The 15,477-nt window shown below is 61.1% G+C and carries 16 protein-coding genes and 1 tRNA gene; 12 read left to right on the top strand and 5 right to left on the bottom strand.

From position 1 onward, the window contains the following. Window positions 1–222 precede the first annotated feature (222 nt). From ACS5PK_RS21290 to ACS5PK_RS21255, 8 genes are all read left to right on the top strand, one after another. Complete coding sequence (locus ACS5PK_RS21290; RefSeq protein ID WP_439442278.1) at window positions 223–528, top strand: hypothetical protein; 306 nt, start codon at window positions 223–225, stop codon at window positions 526–528. A 1-nt stretch (window position 529) separates the two neighbouring features. After that, window positions 530–736 carry a hypothetical protein gene (locus ACS5PK_RS21285; RefSeq protein WP_439442277.1) on the top strand — a complete coding sequence of 69 codons (207 nt, stop codon included), beginning with the start codon at window positions 530–532 and terminating at the stop codon, window positions 734–736. Window positions 737–1,034: 298 nt separating this feature from the next. Continuing rightward, entirely contained in the window at window positions 1,035–1,247 is a 213-nt protein-coding gene (locus ACS5PK_RS21280) for a hypothetical protein (protein WP_439442276.1), read from the top strand. Window positions 1,248–1,418: 171 nt separating this feature from the next. Next, a complete protein-coding gene (locus ACS5PK_RS21275; protein ID WP_439442275.1) occupies window positions 1,419–2,639 on the top strand; it encodes a hypothetical protein in 1,221 nt (406 codons plus the stop codon). A gap of 7 nt (window positions 2,640–2,646) precedes the next feature. Next, complete coding sequence (locus ACS5PK_RS21270) at window positions 2,647–2,934, top strand: DUF2523 family protein (protein WP_439442274.1); 288 nt, start codon at window positions 2,647–2,649, stop codon at window positions 2,932–2,934. Window positions 2,935–2,971: 37 nt separating this feature from the next. After that, window positions 2,972–4,006 (top strand): zonular occludens toxin domain-containing protein, encoded by a 1,035-nt coding sequence (locus tag ACS5PK_RS21265; RefSeq protein ID WP_439442273.1) that lies wholly within the window; start codon window positions 2,972–2,974, stop codon window positions 4,004–4,006. Beyond that, window positions 4,003–5,229 (top strand): type II secretion system protein GspD, encoded by a 1,227-nt coding sequence (locus ACS5PK_RS21260; RefSeq protein WP_439442272.1) that lies wholly within the window; start codon window positions 4,003–4,005, stop codon window positions 5,227–5,229. The genes ACS5PK_RS21265 and ACS5PK_RS21260 overlap by 4 nt, the downstream gene beginning before the upstream one ends. Window positions 5,230–5,294: 65 nt before the next feature. Further along, on the top strand, window positions 5,295–5,513 hold the full coding sequence (locus tag ACS5PK_RS21255; RefSeq protein ID WP_439442271.1) for a hypothetical protein: 219 nt from the start codon (window positions 5,295–5,297) through the stop codon (window positions 5,511–5,513). Window positions 5,514–6,234: 721 nt separating this feature from the next. Here ACS5PK_RS21255 and ACS5PK_RS21250 read toward each other — a convergent pair. Beyond that, window positions 6,235–7,722, bottom strand: a complete 1,488-nt coding sequence (locus tag ACS5PK_RS21250) for a hypothetical protein (protein ID WP_439442270.1) — start codon at window positions 7,720–7,722, stop codon at window positions 6,235–6,237. 238 nt (window positions 7,723–7,960) lie between these two features. On the opposite strand from ACS5PK_RS21250, the gene ACS5PK_RS21245 reads away from it, so the two are divergent. The 4 genes from ACS5PK_RS21245 (at window position 7,961) to ACS5PK_RS21230 (ending at window position 9,009) form a co-directional block, all read left to right on the top strand. Beyond that, window positions 7,961–8,254 carry a type II toxin-antitoxin system RelB/DinJ family antitoxin gene (locus tag ACS5PK_RS21245; RefSeq protein ID WP_439442269.1) on the top strand — a complete coding sequence of 98 codons (294 nt, stop codon included), beginning with the start codon at window positions 7,961–7,963 and terminating at the stop codon, window positions 8,252–8,254. Next, window positions 8,214–8,537, top strand: coding sequence for a type II toxin-antitoxin system YafQ family toxin (locus tag ACS5PK_RS21240; protein ID WP_439442268.1), 324 nt, complete (start codon window positions 8,214–8,216; stop codon window positions 8,535–8,537). The genes ACS5PK_RS21245 and ACS5PK_RS21240 overlap by 41 nt, the downstream gene beginning before the upstream one ends. An 82-nt stretch (window positions 8,538–8,619) precedes the next feature. Beyond that, window positions 8,620–8,705, top strand: a tRNA-Met gene (locus tag ACS5PK_RS21235). 196 nt (window positions 8,706–8,901) lie between these two features. After that, the gene (locus ACS5PK_RS21230; RefSeq protein ID WP_439442267.1) at window positions 8,902–9,009 is read left to right on the top strand and encodes a DNA polymerase III; all 108 of its coding nucleotides are present in this window, start codon (window positions 8,902–8,904) and stop codon (window positions 9,007–9,009) included. Window positions 9,010–9,421: 412 nt separating this feature from the next. Here ACS5PK_RS21230 and ACS5PK_RS21225 read toward each other — a convergent pair whose 3' ends face one another. The 4 genes from ACS5PK_RS21225 to ACS5PK_RS21210 all read right to left on the bottom strand — a co-directional run bounded on the left by ACS5PK_RS21225 (window position 9,422) and on the right by ACS5PK_RS21210 (window position 15,329). Beyond that, complete coding sequence (locus ACS5PK_RS21225; RefSeq protein ID WP_439442266.1) at window positions 9,422–11,818, bottom strand: nSTAND1 domain-containing NTPase; 2,397 nt, start codon at window positions 11,816–11,818, stop codon at window positions 9,422–9,424. After that, window positions 11,811–12,881, bottom strand: a complete 1,071-nt coding sequence (locus tag ACS5PK_RS21220) for a toll/interleukin-1 receptor domain-containing protein (protein WP_439442265.1) — start codon at window positions 12,879–12,881, stop codon at window positions 11,811–11,813. The genes ACS5PK_RS21225 and ACS5PK_RS21220 overlap by 8 nt, the downstream gene beginning before the upstream one ends. 397 nt (window positions 12,882–13,278) lie before the next feature. Then, window positions 13,279–14,676, bottom strand: a complete 1,398-nt coding sequence (locus ACS5PK_RS21215; RefSeq protein ID WP_439442264.1) for a sensor histidine kinase — start codon at window positions 14,674–14,676, stop codon at window positions 13,279–13,281. Continuing rightward, the gene (locus tag ACS5PK_RS21210; protein WP_439442263.1) at window positions 14,673–15,329 is read right to left on the bottom strand and encodes a response regulator transcription factor; all 657 of its coding nucleotides are present in this window, start codon (window positions 15,327–15,329) and stop codon (window positions 14,673–14,675) included. The genes ACS5PK_RS21215 and ACS5PK_RS21210 overlap by 4 nt, the downstream gene beginning before the upstream one ends. Window positions 15,330–15,477 lie beyond the last annotated feature (148 nt).

Raw genomic sequence — 15,477 nt, 5'->3', positions numbered from 1 at the left:
CTTGGTGTTCGTCCATCGGGATCGCAAGGCACCTCGCTCCATAGCTGCCGCGGGCCTGCGTAATTGCGTCGATGGCATTGAACGGGCAGTTGCCCGCTCACTTGGCGTGTCATGGAAGGCGGAACCTTCAGTCGATCCAGGCGATGACCTGGATTCCCTTTGCTACTAGCTTGGCCTTGCCCGATCCAGGCTATTCCATTCCCGGGCTTCTAGGAGATCCACATGAAATTCACTACTCGCGTCACCGTCAGCGGCATCAAGGCCTCCAAGGGCACCTTGGAGAACGGCAATGCGTTCGACAGCACGAAGGTCTACGTTGACACGGACCTCGATGACTCGAAGGGCATGGGCAAGGGCACGGCCTCCGTCGAATACGCCTACGGCACCTCCGATCGCTATCACGAGCTGAAGCACAACACCTTTCCGCTCGAATGCGAGGTCGAGCTGGAGATCGTCACCAATGGCAAGACCCAGAAGACGGTCATCAACAGCCTGAAGCCGGTGGCTCTCACCAAGAAGGCAGCTTGATATGAGTCGCGCATGTCGACCGGGCTACTTGGTGCAGGGCGTCGATGACGGCTCGTTTCTGGCTTCGGGCCATGAGGGCGACGTGCGCTTTGTTCAGCTCCTCTCCCAAGCCTGCGCCTTTGACGATCCAGGCGCCGCCTTCGACGCTGTGACGGACCACTTTGACGGCCGCGCGGTGGTGCAGCAGGTCTGGGTGCTGGAGGAGTGAACGTGGCCTCCTGCGCAACGATTGACGTCAATGGGCTGGTCCATGTCGAGCCAGCTACGGCCGCAACCGACTGCACGGCCTTTGTCCTCCTGACGCGGGATGACTACTCGCTGGTTAAGCGAGCTGGCGAACCCTTCGACTACAGCCAGGCTGCCGCGCTGTGGGGCTTTGCATTCAGCTCGATCTGCCTCTGCTGGTTTGTTGCGCGGGGTGCCGGAACCATTTTGGGCTTGATCCGGAAGGGTTGAGCCAAGACCGTCCGGGCGGCTCCCGGTTTTTCTATGAAAGTGTTTTGAAGATGAACAAGAACGTCATTGCCGGCCTGGTCGCTGTCGGTGCTCTCGTCGCGTCCACCTCGGCCAGCGCCGCGGTCGACTACAGCGCCATCACTGGCGCATTCACTCCTGCTGACATCGTCGTCGGCGTGATGGCCGTTGCCGGCGCGCTGGCCGTGGTCGATGTGTCGATCCGGGGTGCTCGCACCGTGCTGGGCATGCTGCGCGGTCGTTGATCAGCCAGCAGCTTCAAGGGGTGTCCTGCGTCAGGTGGGGCGCCCCTTTTTCATTGGAGAGCATGTCGTGACCGCAAACGATGCTTGGTATCTGGTGATGTTTGTTTGGGGCCTGCTGTCGGGTTGGGCGGTGGTGACTGGATTTGAAGGGGGTGGCTCGTGATTCGTCGGATGTTGATTCTGTTCCTCGCGCTCGTCCTCACGGTGAACGCTGACGCGCAGGCTGTCGCGACTTCTCGTATCGGCTCGGAGATTGCAGCGGTCGTCAAATCAAAAATCGCTGCACGAGGATTTTCTGCCAGTGATCCACGCTTCGGTGGGACCGTGTCTGCCATTGGATCAGCTGTAGTTCAGATTGCGACGGCTGTGGTCGTCACTGGGACTGCGCCGGCCTGGGGAACCGTCTTGGCAAGCGCCGCTATTTCCGGCGTAGTCGGCTATGGGATTCTGGCGCTGACAAATTGGCTTTTCAATGCTGATGGCACTGTTACCTACACGCCATCTGGTCCCGTATTTGTTCCCATTCCTGGGCAGAGTTGGGTATGGCTTGGGGATGGCAGCAAGGGGTGGCCGCTTGATTCCAACAACGGATCAATGGAATTTTGCGGGGACTTCTATCCGCCTGGCGGCGCTGTATTTGAGCTGGTAGGTTCCGCGAACTACATCTGCACGATACGAACCAAGCACAACGGCGTCGTTAGCCAAATGGCTATGAATACACTCGGTTGGCTGCGCACTGTTGCCGACCCGAACTACAAGCCTGCTGGCAGCGGGAATACCCAACCGGTGACGGAACCGGTCGCCAAGGCCTTGCAGTCCCTCAGCGAGGCAGACAAGGCGAAGCCACTGCCTGCCAAGGTCGTTGCTGACATCGCTGATGCGGCCTTCCGGAAGGCTGCGTCTCAGCCCGGATACAACGGCGTCCCCTATTCCATGTCGGACCCCATTACCGCGGCTGACGTGGAAAACTTCCGTGCAGCGAACCCTACTTTCCCGGTGGCAACTATTGGCGACCTGGCTGGGACTATTTCGACGTCAGACCCCCTTGGCCAAGCGTCGTCTTCTCCGTCGACGGGGACGCCTGTCAATCCTGCTGCAAGCGCCCCCCTGATGAACCTCGGCGCTGACCCGGGCATCGGCTCGCCCAAGCTGGAAGCCACACCGACCGGCGAGCAGATATTGCAGCCGCTGAAGCAGCTGATGCCGGATCTGCGCAACTTCCAGGTTCCTGCCCACCAGGCCACATGCCCGAGGGCCACGTTCAATCTGTTCGGGAAGACGGTCGTGATGGACGGGCACTGCACGGTTCTGGAAGGCGTGCGGGGCGAACTCTATAACGCGATGGTTCTGGTATTCCTGCTGGCCGCGCTCTTCATTGTTCTGTCCGCCTGAGGTCCCCATGTTTGGAATTTTCCTTTCTGCGCTGAACAGCATTCTTGGCTGGGCCTTCAGGACACTCGTCATCAAGTTCGTGCTCTTTACGGCCCTCTATCTGGCTGTGTACGAGTTGGTGTCCGTGATGGCTTCGTGGCTGCCTACCGGCGCGTCGCTCAGCTCGGCGTTCGCGGGTATCGGTGCGGGTACCTGGTACTTTCTTGACCTCTTCGCGGTGTCGGTGGGCGTGCCCATGATGGTCTCTGCCTTTCTGACCCGCTTCATCATTCGCCGGATCCCGGTGATCGGCTGAGGGCGCAGCGATGCCGATAAACGCTTACACGGGGCTCATGGGCTCCGGCAAGTCCTTTGAGTGCGTGCGTTCAGTCATCGTCCCGGCAATCGCCAAGGGCAGGCGTGTCGTTACCAATGTGGAAGGCATCGACGCTGACGCGATCAGGGCCTTCGTCCATGAAAAGCAGGGGATCGACATGGACAAGCTGGGCTATGTCGTTCACTGCCGCAATGAGGACGTGTTCTCGGACACCTTCTTCCCCTTTGGCGAGCCCGTGGACACCTTTTGCCGGGGCGGCGACCTGATTTGCATTGATGAGGCCTGGCGCTTCTGGGGCACGGACTCGAAGATTGCCAAGAACCATCGCGTGTTCTTTCGGGAGCACCGCCACTACGTCGACGCGGCCACAGCAGTCACTTGCGACCTGGTCCTGATGGTGCAGGACATCGGCGACCTCCATCGCATCCTGAAGGCCGTTGTCGAGCTGAGCTTTCGGACGACGAAGATCAAGAGCCTGGGGCTCTCCAAGGTTTACCGCGTTGAAATGTGGGAGGGGTGGAAGCAGACGGCGAAGGCGCGGGTTGCTGTCGAGAACAAGACGTATGACCCCGAGTACTTTCCCCTCTATCAGAGCTACACCGGGGGCAGTGGGAAGGAGCTGACGGTCGATGACCGTCAGAACATTCTGATGAATCCCAAGCTCTGGGCAATGGCGGCCGGCGTGCTTGTTTGCGCAGCCATGTCGGGCTATGGCTTGATTCACTTCTTTGGGAAAAAGGGCGCCCCTGTGAAGTCCGAAGCAACAAAGGACAGCCAGGTGGGGTTAGGACTTGTCACCACGCCGGCGCCTATGTCGGCGGCTAGGCCTGTACTCAGCGAGGACTGGCGAGTTGTCGGGAAGATGAGTACGCGCGAAGGGGTGATGGTCGTCCTGTCCAATGCCGCTGGCGACCTTCGTATTGAGCACCCTTCGGGCTTTCGGTTTGATGGGGTGGCCACTGTTGGTGAAGTCGACGGTCAGCGCGTCACGGCCTTCAGCGGATCGAGTCGGCAGGCTGCCCCTGCGTCACCAATGGACCATAAGAAATGAAGAGCTGCGTTCTCGCCCTGGCCTTGCTGGTTGGGCATCCGATTTTCGCGTCCGCGAAATCTGCGGATCTGTCGTTTGAGCTGTCCGGCGTACAGGTGGGGCGCATCGTCAACGTCATTTATGCCGACGCGCTCAAGACGCCCTACGTGCTCGCGCCTGAACTGCTCGCTGATCAGCGCCTCGTGTCCTTCCGGTTCGCAGGTTCCGTCCAGTCGATCAAGGCGGACTTGATCAAGCTGCTGGACAGTCTTGGCTATGCCGTCACTGATCGTGGCGGCTTGGAGTTCCTGGGCCCGAAAAGGGATCCCGAGCCGGCGCTGGAGGCCTTCGTCTACAAGCCGAGGTTCCGCGACGTGGGCTACCTGGCTGACCTGCTTCGTCCGTTGTTCAAGGGCCAGTTCACGGTAAACCGTACCGTGGTCGCCCCGCTGACCTCGAAGACCGATGTTCCAATGCCGCCAGGTTCTGCGGCTGCACTAGTTGACCGCGCTGCTGACGTGCTTGTGTTTAGTGGTGAGGCAGGTGAGGTCAAGAAGCTGGAAAGGCTGCTTGCCCAAGTCGACTGCCAGGTAGGTGAGGTCATGGTTCGCGGTGTGGTCTACGAGGTCCAGACCGGTGACAACACGGGATCAGCGTTCAGCCTGGCGGCGTCGGTGCTCTCCGGTCGACTTGCGATCAACCTGGCAGGTGCCGCTCAGAAGAACTCGATCAGCTTGAGTGTTGGCAATGCGGATGCGGTCTTTTCGGCCCTGTCATCAGACTCTCGCTTCAAGGTTGTGACGCAACCTGCATTGCGCGTCCGCAGTGGAGCGCAGGCGACCTTTTCGGTGGGACAGGATGTGCCTGTCCTTGGCGCAATGACCTACGTATCGAATGGCCAGCCTGTGCAGTCGGTGGAGTACAGAAACAGCGGCGTCATCTTCAGCGTGACGCCTCAGGTGAGGGAGGGCTCGGTTGACTTGATCGTGCAGCAGCAGATCTCCAACTTCGTCCAGACCACTACGGGCGTCAATAGCTCGCCAACGCTCATCAAGCGCGAACTGAAGACCGAGGTCCAGATGCGAGACGGAGAGGTCGTCATGCTTGGCGGCCTTAGTGAAGAGAAGTCCGGTTCCGGACGAGCAGGCGTATCGTTCCTACCGTCATGGATGCACTCCAGTACCAGGGACAATGCGAAGACAGAGCTTCTCTTGGTGCTGCAGCTCACGAGACAGGGCGGATAGATTTTCGCGTCCGCGAAACTGTTCAGCAAAGACTCCGGAGACCATCTATGCGAGCCAGTCCATTCTTGATGCAGTCCCTGCGCAGCGGGCTTGATGAAGCGCGGAAGGAAGTCCAGGCCAAGCCGATCCGGGCCCAGCTGGTCCAAGTCGGCGCTCAGTTCGCTGGAGAGGTTGAGTTTGACGGCGTAGCCTGGGTGGGGCGCAGATACGGCAAGGACTATCCGGATGGTGCTACCGTCGCCAGCGAAGCTGAGGCCTACGCCTTTGTGATCGGCGCGGTCTAGATGCTATCAAGCCATGGGGCGCGATCCACCTCCGCTTGACAGCCTGGCGTACTTTTTCGCGTCCGCGAAAATGCCCTGGTGATGTCTGAGCGTGGCGACAAGAACCCTCGGTGCGAATGCCATGAAGGAGCTGTAGGCAAATGGAAAAATGGTCCCAAGATGAAGCCGTCGCTTTCGAGTGTGCCAAGGAGTGCATTACGCACCTCATGGCAATCTGGACAGCCAGGATCGCTAGCGGCGCCCTGACACCAGACCAGTGCGAAAAGCTCCGCACCAGGCGTTCGGAGCTGGCTGTAGAGCGGGCAAGGCTTCGCGTGCATGATCACGCTGACATCGCGCGCATTCGAAGCGTGTACGGCCAGGCATGCTGGCAGAGCATGTCTAGCGAAGGAGCGGGTCAAGGGCAGGGCGGAAGCCGCAGCCCGGAGTGAAATGAAGGGACCGGGTGAGCACCTGGCGAAGCGGACCCTTGACGCGGTCCGCAGCGGTTCACGCTGGCGGAAGGGGTGCTGGATTGAAGCGAAGCGTAGGGCCGGCACCCCTGCCACGTGGCGAACGCCCCCGGAGGGTAGTGTTCCAGCTTGCGTACCCATGAGCCAACGTGGCGAACAAGTCTTCGCTGGCGTCGAGTACTGGAGCCTTCCTTGCATAGGTGCTGCAAGCCCGACGCTTTTCCTGAGCTCGCCATGAGGGGGAACCCTTTCGCCTCATCTAGATTTGCCTATACCTTTGAGGCCGACTCCTTCTCCGTTGCGTCAATAAGCACAATATCTTGACTGGTTTCGAGCCCTATATCCCGAATATACCGCTGCACCTTGGCGAGTTCTTCGAGTTTGAAATATAGGATGGCCTTGATGGGTGGGTGCGTGGCTCGCGACGCGTCTGCATATATTTCTGCTTGCTGCTTTAGATTTTTCTCTAGCTGTGTATTTGACGCAAGCTTGAACTCAATTATTGATTTGTCGGCGCTTCCATACGAAACCATGAAATCTGCCGGTCCGCGTCCGTTGTTGACTTCAGCATCTGCGCTGAATTCTGAAGCAAACCAGGTCAGCTTGAACATGATTTGAAGATCTTTCTCGCGCTTTATCGGCTTCCCTTTTATGTAGAAGATGCGATATCCATCTTGTTTCTCAATTACATGTTTAAGAAACAGAACTCGCTGCATGCCCTCCTGATAGCTGTTTTTTCCAGTCTGATAGAAATCGGTTTTGTCTAGTAGGCTTACCAACTTCTTGAGACTTTGGACGAATAGCTGCTGGGCAGCTTTGACTTTTTCTGCCGAAGCTGAGGTGGCTTCTTCGCTTGCCTCCTCTTGCCTTTTTATGTAGACATCCAGTAGTTCTGGGAACTGCTGAACGGAGCTTTCGATGGCCTTTTCACGTTGGGCCTTGGTGGCTTCGAAAGGTAGTTGCTTGACAAAGTACTGCTCTATTTGAGCTCTGAGTGCGTCGTTCCCAACACTTGCCATGACGGCGGAGAAGTCCTCAACGAAGCCTTTGTGTGATATCCACGCTTCGTCTTTCGTTAGTATGTCAACTGGCGTTAGCAGTACAAATTCTTTGCCGTGTCTCGGTAGTACGTATTGCTTGGAGGCCCAAGTCTTTGTCTGATAGTTGAATGCGACTTTTGGTATATTGAATTTTTGCAGATACTTCTTGTTTATGTTTTTCTGAGCAAATTCTTGCGTATATTCGGCAAGAAATCCTCGAATCAGGTTGCAGGTGAAATCGCTAATCTGATCTTTGCCGACGCCGTTTTTTATTAGGGTCAGCTTTCCGAGATGTGTTCCCGTCGATTTTTCGTTGCCGAACTCCCTAAAGACTGACGTCATGTTGCGCTTAAGGGCTTTCGCGAAATCTGCTCCCAGACCTCTTCCGCCGTTTCCTGTTTCACTAAATCCGAACCAATTTTCTTTGACTTCGGGAAAGTAGAACCAGGACTTTATGAGGCCGGTGGGCAAGTCAGTACCTGCATGCTCTTTTAAGAAGAGCATGTATTTGATCATTTCGGCGTGGAGCTGTTGATATTGCTCCTTGTCGCTATTGAAGAGTAGGAATGGATCGACGAAGAGAGGTAAGTCATTAATTAGCGATATATTGAATGCGCCATAATCTTCAATGCGATCTGGATCTACTTCAAAGATGTCCGAAAAATAGATCTTGAAAGTTCGTTCTGACATTGCAGCCCCCCTATTGGCCACTTGCATATTGACTCGCTAATGTAAGCAAATGTGAGCATACATGGGGGTGCTCGTCACCCCCAAGCGAAGGTTCTGCATCTGAGATGTCTCAATGCGGCGAATGCTTTGGATGGATGCGTCACTGATCTTGACTTGATGCTGGTTGGCGTAGCCGGCCGTCCATGTGGGGCTCTCGTGTGGGGGGGGCTACTTCACATGTGTGCCGGTTGTGGCTACAATGTAGCTACACTGACCGGGGGGTCCTATGAACACTCTTGCTATCAAATCGACGGACGTGCGGTCGCGCGTCGAACCGGAGCTGAAGGACAGTGCCGTTGAAGTGTTGGCTCAATGTGGGCTCAGCCTTAGCGACGCTATCCGACTCTTTTTGCATCAAGTGGTTGCGCAGAATGGCCTGCCTTTCGAGGTTAAGGCGCCTAATGCAAAGACCATTGCGGCAATGGAGGAGGCTCGTTCGATGTCTGGCCGACGCTTCGATTCGGGCCAGGAACTGCTGAATGACCTCGAAGAAAAAGCCAGCAAGCGCAAAGCGCACTAATCCACCGCGTAGCTGCGACTACACGAAGCAGTTCCGCAAGGACTGGGAGGGCCTGTCCCACTCAGGACGCTACGACATGCGGCGTCTGAAAGAGGTCATGTTGCTGCTCATCGCTAACGATGGCCCGTTGCCGCCTGAGTACCTGGATCACGAGCTTGCAGGTGACTGGCGCGACTTTCGAGAATGCCATGTCGGCGGTGACTTCCTGCTGATCTATCAGCTTGACGGGCCATCGGTAAAGTTTGTCCGGACGGGCACGCATTCTGAGCTGTTCGGCCGATAGCCGGTAAGCGTCAACCAAGTGTCAACGGCATAGCTGGTCAATGCCGCGGCAACGTGGGTTCAATAACGGCTAAGTTGTTGATCTGCCGTGCAAAGCGGCCCCATTGCAGCCGTATTGGATGGACTCATAATCCTTTGGTCACAGGTTCAAGTCCTGTACGGCCTACCAATAAAATCAACAGCTTAGGACGATCAAGGCGCTCTGCCGGTGTCCTGATTGTCAACCGCGTGAGTTGGGGAGCCTCCGACCGGCGCCAGATCGAGCGCGAGAACGTCCGGCACCGCGTCCCTGACCCACTTGCCGGGCTGCCCACGTCAACCTCAAGGCCCATTCCGCCAAGCGGCGGAAGATCAAGCAAGTAGGTATGACCAAGCCCCTACAGATCGCCGGGTTTGAGATCGAGGGAGACCACCACCGCGCTCTCGCTGACGCCCTCAACATCGCCCGCTTGCTGCCTTGGTCCTTGGGCTGAAAGCGTACTGGCAGAACGCTTGTGAGCGCTTCAGCGTTTCAGCGTTTCAGCATTGCGGCTGCACATAGGCGAACAGTTGGCTACAGCGTGGCGTCCGGTGCAACAGCAGAGGAACGGGTCAAGGGCAGGGCGGAAGCCGCAGCCCGGAATGAAATGAAGGGGCCGGGTGAGCCTCTGGCGAAGCGAACCCTTGACGCGATCCGAGGCGACTGACGTTGATGGTTGGGGCTGGATTGGAGCGAAGAGAAGGGCCAGCTGCCTCGTGCGTGGCTGCGTTTCCCAAGGTACGGATCTCGCGGAGGATCACTGCTTTCCGGGCGTCAGGGTTCGGGCCTCAACCAGCGAAAGTCTCAGCTTGCGATCGGAAGCGGTCATCTTCTGTACCGTGAACTCGGGCACCGTAGCTGCGCTTTCACGACCCCCGCGGGCGTATCTTGCAGTGGTCGCGAGTCTCTCGGGTGAACTCAGTCATGCTGCTCAGTTCGGCCACGGAAAACGCGCGGCAACCCAAGGGCTCCCGGCTTGCGCCGGCCTGAAGAACCTGGCGGTCTCGTCCCACGATCCCGGGCTGGATAGGCCCGACCGACAGAACCTGAATGCCGGCACGTATCAGACCCAATGCCACGAGCCTGGTGTCGTCGGCTGGGACAGCGGTGCCTGCCCACACGGCGTTGGTTGCATCTGCAGGCAGCTTGGCTTTGCGTGGCTCTATAGGAAAGCCCAATAACATCAAGGTGGCGCGTACGTTGTCGCGGTCGACGTCCTTGGCCCAGATCTCCAGTGGCGTCCGGGCGCGCCGCTGAACATCGGCGGGCGTCGAACGTTTGAGGATCTTCTGGATCTCCTGGTCAGCCGCCACAGCCTGATCCAGTCGGGTGGCGTCGATGGCCCCGGCAAAGTACTGGGTTACCAGCGTGACCTGGCGCAAGCGCTCTTTGGCCTCATCTTGAGCGGTTCTGGCTTCTTCCCAAGCGGCGGCCGCGCTCTCCTGCTTCTGGGTAGCTATCTCATTGGCCTCGCGCGCAGCATTCATCTGAGCTTTCGCCTGATCTCTTTGCCAGACCGCTGCCACCAACAGAGCGACGGAGCAAACCAGCCCAACGAAGACTGCGTAGCGGAAGCGGCGCGTAGCCTGCTCACGCTCTGCCTGCTGCGCGGCATCGAGTTGGCGCTGCTGCTCGACGGCTTCCTGGCGCTGGGCTTCCTCGCGCGAATCAATCAGGAACTGACGCAGGCGCAGGAAGCTGGAAGACTCGTCGACCAAGGACTTTTCAAGCAGGGTGGCTGGCGTGGTTTGGTAGCGCAAGCTCCAGGCCTGTGTTGGGACCCATGCCTGGCCGTTGGCGGTTGTGACCGCATCCGGGTTCCACCAGCCCAGTGCCCGCGCCAGGTCCAGCTTGGCGAGCAGGCCACCGCTGCCGCGTTCGTCGGCCCGCGCTTGCCAGCGTTGCAAAGCCTGGGCCTGCCGCAGTTCGTCGGCCACCCAGACTCTCAGCTGGGCCCATTGGCGCATCAGCGCCTCGTGAGTCATGTCGATGACGCTGTCGCCATCCAGGCTGGTACCGTGATGCAAGAAACTCACCTCGGGCGAGGCCAGCTCTCGTACCACCTGCTCGAGCGTTGTGACTGGCACACCGCTCCAGATCGAGATGTCGGACAAGCGCTGAGGCCGGCGTACCGCGTCGGCGCCTTCACGCCCCGCCGTGATCGCCCTGAACAGCCACTCGCAGGCGTGCTGTGCCTCTGGCGACATCGCCTTGTACAAACGCGTGGCATGCCGGTCCAGGGCTTCCCCAACTTCGCCCGCGCGCTCCGTGCAGGCGCTATTGATCACCGGATGCTGAGGCTGGATGTGCTTGGCTTGCAGCCACCATTGCGCTAGCGCATGCTGCAGCATTGGCAGCTGGTCGGGATTGCCGGTGCTTTGGGCGATGGCTGCATCGGCCAGTGCGCCATCCACTTCGCCTTTGAACAGGCGTGCCGGCCCGGTCACGGCCAGGCGCAGCTCGTCGTCGCGTAGGCGGGGGGTGAGGTACTGGGCGTGGTTGATGGCCTCGGGCAGGTTGGCAAATTCCACGCAATGGCCAAGAAAGTCAGTGCGCAAGGTCAGTGCCACCACCACGCGGATACCGCCGAGTTCGGGCTCGATGCCTGGAGCCTCGCCGTGCCTGCACAGCTGCAGCAACTGGCCGATGAAACGAGCCGCTTCAGCTGGGTCAGGTGCTGCGGATCGGTAGGTGAACAGCTCCTCGAACTGATCGACCAGGATCAGGAGATTCAAAGTCGGCAAAGCAGAATTCGGGAGGTTCCGAGCCCTGTTGCGGGCTTGGCGCTCTGCCTGCGCTGTGGCCAGCACGCGAGCCAGGCCCTGCTCGTCGCGGCGCAACTCGGCGGCCACCAGCGCTGCGTCGGCCGTGGCTTGCTCGGCGGTCGCCGCCGTCATAGAGGGGACTGGGTTGGGGGGGGCTGCGTCCTGATCGCCTGCGCCCAGCTCCGGCCCCAGCGCGTGGCGGCTGACGAGGGCCGTGGCCAGCGCTAGCTGGGGTTGGGCGCCCGGGCGCAGCAGCGCCAGGCGCCAATGGCTGCCGGTGCCCAGTCGACCGCCAGCCAGCGCTGGCAGCAAGCCCGCACGCACCAGGCTGGACTTGCCGCCACCGGAGGGGCCGACCACGGCCAGGAATCGCTCTCGCTTCAGGATTTCCAGGAGTCGGTCGGTGTGGCGTTCACGCCCGAAGAAGATCTCACCTTCATGCGGCTCGAACGGACGCAGCCCGGGATAGGGGCCATCTACGGGATGCAGGTCAAACATGGCCGCTCATCGCCAAACGCTGTTGTCTAAGGAACTGAACAAAGCGACTCAGCTCCTCCTTTTGCAGGCCTCTGCGGCAATCCAGCACCATCAGTCCACGAGGCGGCAGGCCATGCGGCGGCTTGTCTTCAGGAGGGCCTTCCAGAACGCCGGTACAGGCGCCGGGCCGCTCCAGGGCCAATAGCTTGCGAACCTCGACGTGCTTGGCTTGCACCCAGGTGGGTGGCGAGGAACCGTACACCACCAGCACGCCATGGCTGGTGCGCAACAGGCCTTCCACGGCGGCGCGGTGCTGTGCGGGCGTCTGGCCCTCTGCCATACCTGGCGCCAGGTAGGCGTCGACATCCAGTTCGCCCAGCAGCGCCTGGGTCTGGCTGACGAACTTGCTGTCCTCGTCGTCGGCCGCATGGACCACGATGTTCAGGACCTCGCTTGCAGATGCCGCATTGGCGCTGGGCGGTGGCAGCACAGGGGTGGGCTGCTCGGCCGGAGGCGGCGGGGCCGGAATGGCCGGTGGCAGGACCTGAAGCTGGCGCGCCAACACGCCAGCCAGTCGATTGACGTCGTCCCAGAAGTCCCGATCCGCGCGCGGATCAGGCACCGGCCAACCCTTGGTGCGGGGGGCGGGCTGGGTCATGCTCCCTGTCCAAAGGGTTACCGGCGTGAGGTCCCGGATGGCTGCGTCCCATTGCTCGCGTTGGGTAGGCAGGACTTCGACCAGGAAGACGCGGTCACCGGCAATGCCCTGACCTACTTCGGCAACAAAGGTGGCCATCTCCTGCTGGCACCAGGGCGAGACCAGGTAGCGTGGCGAGATGAAGGCCAGGATCACCGCGCTTTCACGCACCTTGAGCTTCAGCTCGTCGGTGACTTTGCGCTGTGGCTCCAGGGAGTGGTCCATCCAGAAGTCGACCAAGGCACCGTTCGCATGGCGGGCCAGGGCCCGGCTCAGCTTGTCGACGAACGAACTCACCCAACCTGGAACGCCCTCATCCATCGGGAGGTCGTCTGCATGCGCATAGCTGACGAAGACTTGGTGGTGACTCCTGCCCTGCTCGTTCAAGATGGAGATCTCCTCATCACGGAGCCGAGGCGCTCCGGCGGAGGAATGCTGCCATGGATGGAGACTATCAGTCCATCCGCGTATTCCTAACTGTAGGGAGGCGGAGTTCGCAGATTCCCGCCTGTTGCCAGGTCACGACTGCTCCGGTTGAATCTGCTCGAGCTTCCCTAGACACCTTTGAGCCCTCGGCTCACCTCACAATCCATTAGTCACAGGTTCAAGTCCTGTATCAAGTCCTGTATCAAGTCCTGTATCAAGTCCTGTACGGCCTACCCGCCTTTCCCACCGCAGCCAGAACCTGCGCTGCAAGCCTTCCGTACCCGACCGCTGGTCCACAGCCAGCAAGCCGGCTAGCGATGCGGCATGGCACCCCGGCATGGCAAGGTCGCTCACCTCGTCAGCCCCTCACCCCACCGGCCCGTACCCGCTGCATCGGTTCCCCGTCCCGCAGCCCCGCAGGCAGCTCGGCGTGCTGCCACAGCCTCAGGACCACCTGCAGGCCGGGCCAGCCGGGCTCGCCGGCCGCAAGGTCCAGCTCGCCCTCGTGGGCTTGCGCCACCAGGGCCGCCAGCTTCAGTCCCAGGCCCAGGCTCTCCACCCTGGGTTCGGTCACCGGCGTTGCGGCCGTTGCCGACGTGCCAAGCAATTGCCTCAGCAGGCCAGCACGGCGCTCTGCATCAAGACCGGGGCCGTCGTCACAGATGCGCAAGACCTGACCCCTTTCCTGCCTGTCCGCGCTGAGCCGCAGGCGCCGTGCGCCGTGTCGCACGGCGTTGTCCATCAGGTTCGCCACCGCGGCTGACATGAGGCTGGGGTCGCAGTAGAGGCTGCCTTCCCCCTCCAGCTCAATCTGCAGACCTTCCACCGGCAACTGGGCGACGAGATCCGCCAGGGCCACGGTCTGCAGCTCCATCTCCGCCTGCGGGCGGAAGAAGGCCAGCAGGGACTGCACCACGCGCTTGAGCCGCTCGACGGCGGCCCGCGTGCGGGCCAGCCGGGGCTGGGCGTCTGGGCCGGCTTCACGCTCGGCCAGCGCCAGCTGTGCGTCCATGCCGGCCAGGGGCGTGCGCAGCGCGTGGGCGGCATGGGCAGCAAAGGCCTGCTCGTTCTCGATGCGCCTTGCCAGGCGCTGCCCGAGCTCGGCCACCGCACCGCGAATGGCGGCGATCTCGGCGCGGTCGGCCGGAGGCAGGCTGGTGCAGGGGCGCAGGGGATCGTAGAGCGGAATCTGCCGGGCCATGTCCCCCAGCGGGCGCAGGGTCGCCGCCACGCGGCGCCGCAGGACCACGGTCCAGAACAGGCTGACCACCACGGCGCTGAGCACGACGAAGACGACCGCCTCGTGCCCGGACTCCATCCGCTCCGCCCCTCGCTGGGCCACGTAGAGCAGGGCAGGCTGCCCGGGCAGGTGCATGCCGTAGACGCGCCAATGCTCCGGCCCGTCGGCGAAGCCCTCGCGAGCCTTGTCGAAGAAGGCGGCGGCGGGGGCTCGGTGCGAACGCTTGAGCAGCCGGCCCTCGTGGTCCACGATCTGCCAGACGATGTGCTCTTCATGCGGCGGGGCCGGGAGGATGTCGCTGCCGGCGTTGCCCGGCAAGGGGGCATTGAGCGCGACCATGCCGTAGATCAGCTCCGCGGCCTCGCGCAGGGCATCATCCAGCAACTCGTCCACCTCGTGCTTGACACCCCAGGCCAACACCAGCACCAGGGCCAGCAGCCAGGAGGCGCTGAGCAGCGTCAGGCGGCGGCTCAGCTCGCCCTGGAGCGAAGGCAGGAGGCGCTCGGACTCGTTCACTTGGGCACCCGGTAGCCCAGACCGCGTACGGTCTCGATGGCGTGGCGCCCAATCTTGCGGCGCAGGTTGAACACATGAACCTCGAGGGCGTTGCTGGCGATGTCGTTGTCAAAGCCCCTGCACAGGGCCTCCAGGTCGCCCTTGGACACCACGCGGCCTTGCCGCGCCACGAGCGCCTCCAGCAGGCTCCATTCCCGGGCCGTGAGCATCACCGGCTCATCGCCGCGCATCAGCACATGGCCACGCAGGTCCAGTTCCAGGTCCTCGCCCAGCTTGACGCGCGCCTGCCCATGGCCCAGGCGCCGACGCTGCAGCGCCCGCAGTCGGGCAGCAAGTTCCTCGGGCCGGAAGGGCTTCACGAGGTAGTCGTCCGCGCCGCTGTCCAGCCCCAGGATGCGGTCCTGCAGCCGATCCCGGGCCGTGAGCATGATGATGGGCAGACTCTCGCCGCGGTCCCGCAGCCGGCGGACCCAGTCCACGCCGGAGCCGTCCGGCAACTGCCAGTCCACGAGCAGGGCGTCGTAGGGCTCGCTGGCCACGGTCTGGGCGTCGAGGAGGTTTCGGAACCAGTCCACCACATGGCCCTCCAGGCGCAGGAATCCGCTGAGCCCTTCGCCCAGGGTTTCGTCATCCTCGACCAGCAACAAGCGCATGCCTACCCCATTCAGATGCCGCTCTCATCATCGGTGACTCTGCCGCGGCCGTCTGACATGGAAATTGCGGACATGCCTCTACGGCAACTTCATCTGGGCTTCAGGGAATTGCCGCATGGTGAAACCATGGAATGCACCCCGGACCGAT

Origin of the sequence: Roseateles sp. DB2 (assembly GCF_051857535.1) — a bacterium.
In the GTDB taxonomy this organism is placed as follows: domain Bacteria; phylum Pseudomonadota; class Gammaproteobacteria; order Burkholderiales; family Burkholderiaceae_C; genus Roseateles_B.
The sequence above is the reverse complement of the archived record's forward strand: the minus strand, read 5'-3'. Positions and strand labels throughout refer to the sequence as shown.

Excerpts from the sequence above, each read along its gene's own strand:
- ACS5PK_RS21290 (WP_439442278.1), top strand. The coding sequence starts at position 223 with ATGAAATTCACTACTCGCGTCACCGTCAGCGGCATCAAGGCCTCCAAG.
- ACS5PK_RS21285 (WP_439442277.1), top strand. The coding sequence starts at position 530 with ATGAGTCGCGCATGTCGACCGGGCTACTTGGTGCAGGGCGTCGATGAC.
- ACS5PK_RS21280 (WP_439442276.1), top strand. The coding sequence starts at position 1,035 with ATGAACAAGAACGTCATTGCCGGCCTGGTCGCTGTCGGTGCTCTCGTC.
- ACS5PK_RS21275 (WP_439442275.1), top strand. The coding sequence starts at position 1,419 with ATGTTGATTCTGTTCCTCGCGCTCGTCCTCACGGTGAACGCTGACGCG.
- ACS5PK_RS21270 (WP_439442274.1), top strand. The coding sequence starts at position 2,647 with ATGTTTGGAATTTTCCTTTCTGCGCTGAACAGCATTCTTGGCTGGGCC.
- ACS5PK_RS21265 (WP_439442273.1), top strand. The coding sequence starts at position 2,972 with ATGGGCTCCGGCAAGTCCTTTGAGTGCGTGCGTTCAGTCATCGTCCCG.
- ACS5PK_RS21260 (WP_439442272.1), top strand. The coding sequence starts at position 4,003 with ATGAAGAGCTGCGTTCTCGCCCTGGCCTTGCTGGTTGGGCATCCGATT.
- ACS5PK_RS21250 (WP_439442270.1), bottom strand. The coding sequence starts at position 7,722 with ATGCAAGTGGCCAATAGGGGGGCTGCAATGTCAGAACGAACTTTCAAG.
- ACS5PK_RS21245 (WP_439442269.1), top strand. The coding sequence starts at position 7,961 with ATGAACACTCTTGCTATCAAATCGACGGACGTGCGGTCGCGCGTCGAA.
- ACS5PK_RS21240 (WP_439442268.1), top strand. The coding sequence starts at position 8,214 with ATGACCTCGAAGAAAAAGCCAGCAAGCGCAAAGCGCACTAATCCACCG.
- ACS5PK_RS21230 (WP_439442267.1), top strand. The coding sequence starts at position 8,902 with ATGACCAAGCCCCTACAGATCGCCGGGTTTGAGATCGAGGGAGACCAC.
- ACS5PK_RS21225 (WP_439442266.1), bottom strand. The coding sequence starts at position 11,818 with ATGTTTGACCTGCATCCCGTAGATGGCCCCTATCCCGGGCTGCGTCCG.
- ACS5PK_RS21210 (WP_439442263.1), bottom strand. The coding sequence starts at position 15,329 with ATGCGCTTGTTGCTGGTCGAGGATGACGAAACCCTGGGCGAAGGGCTC.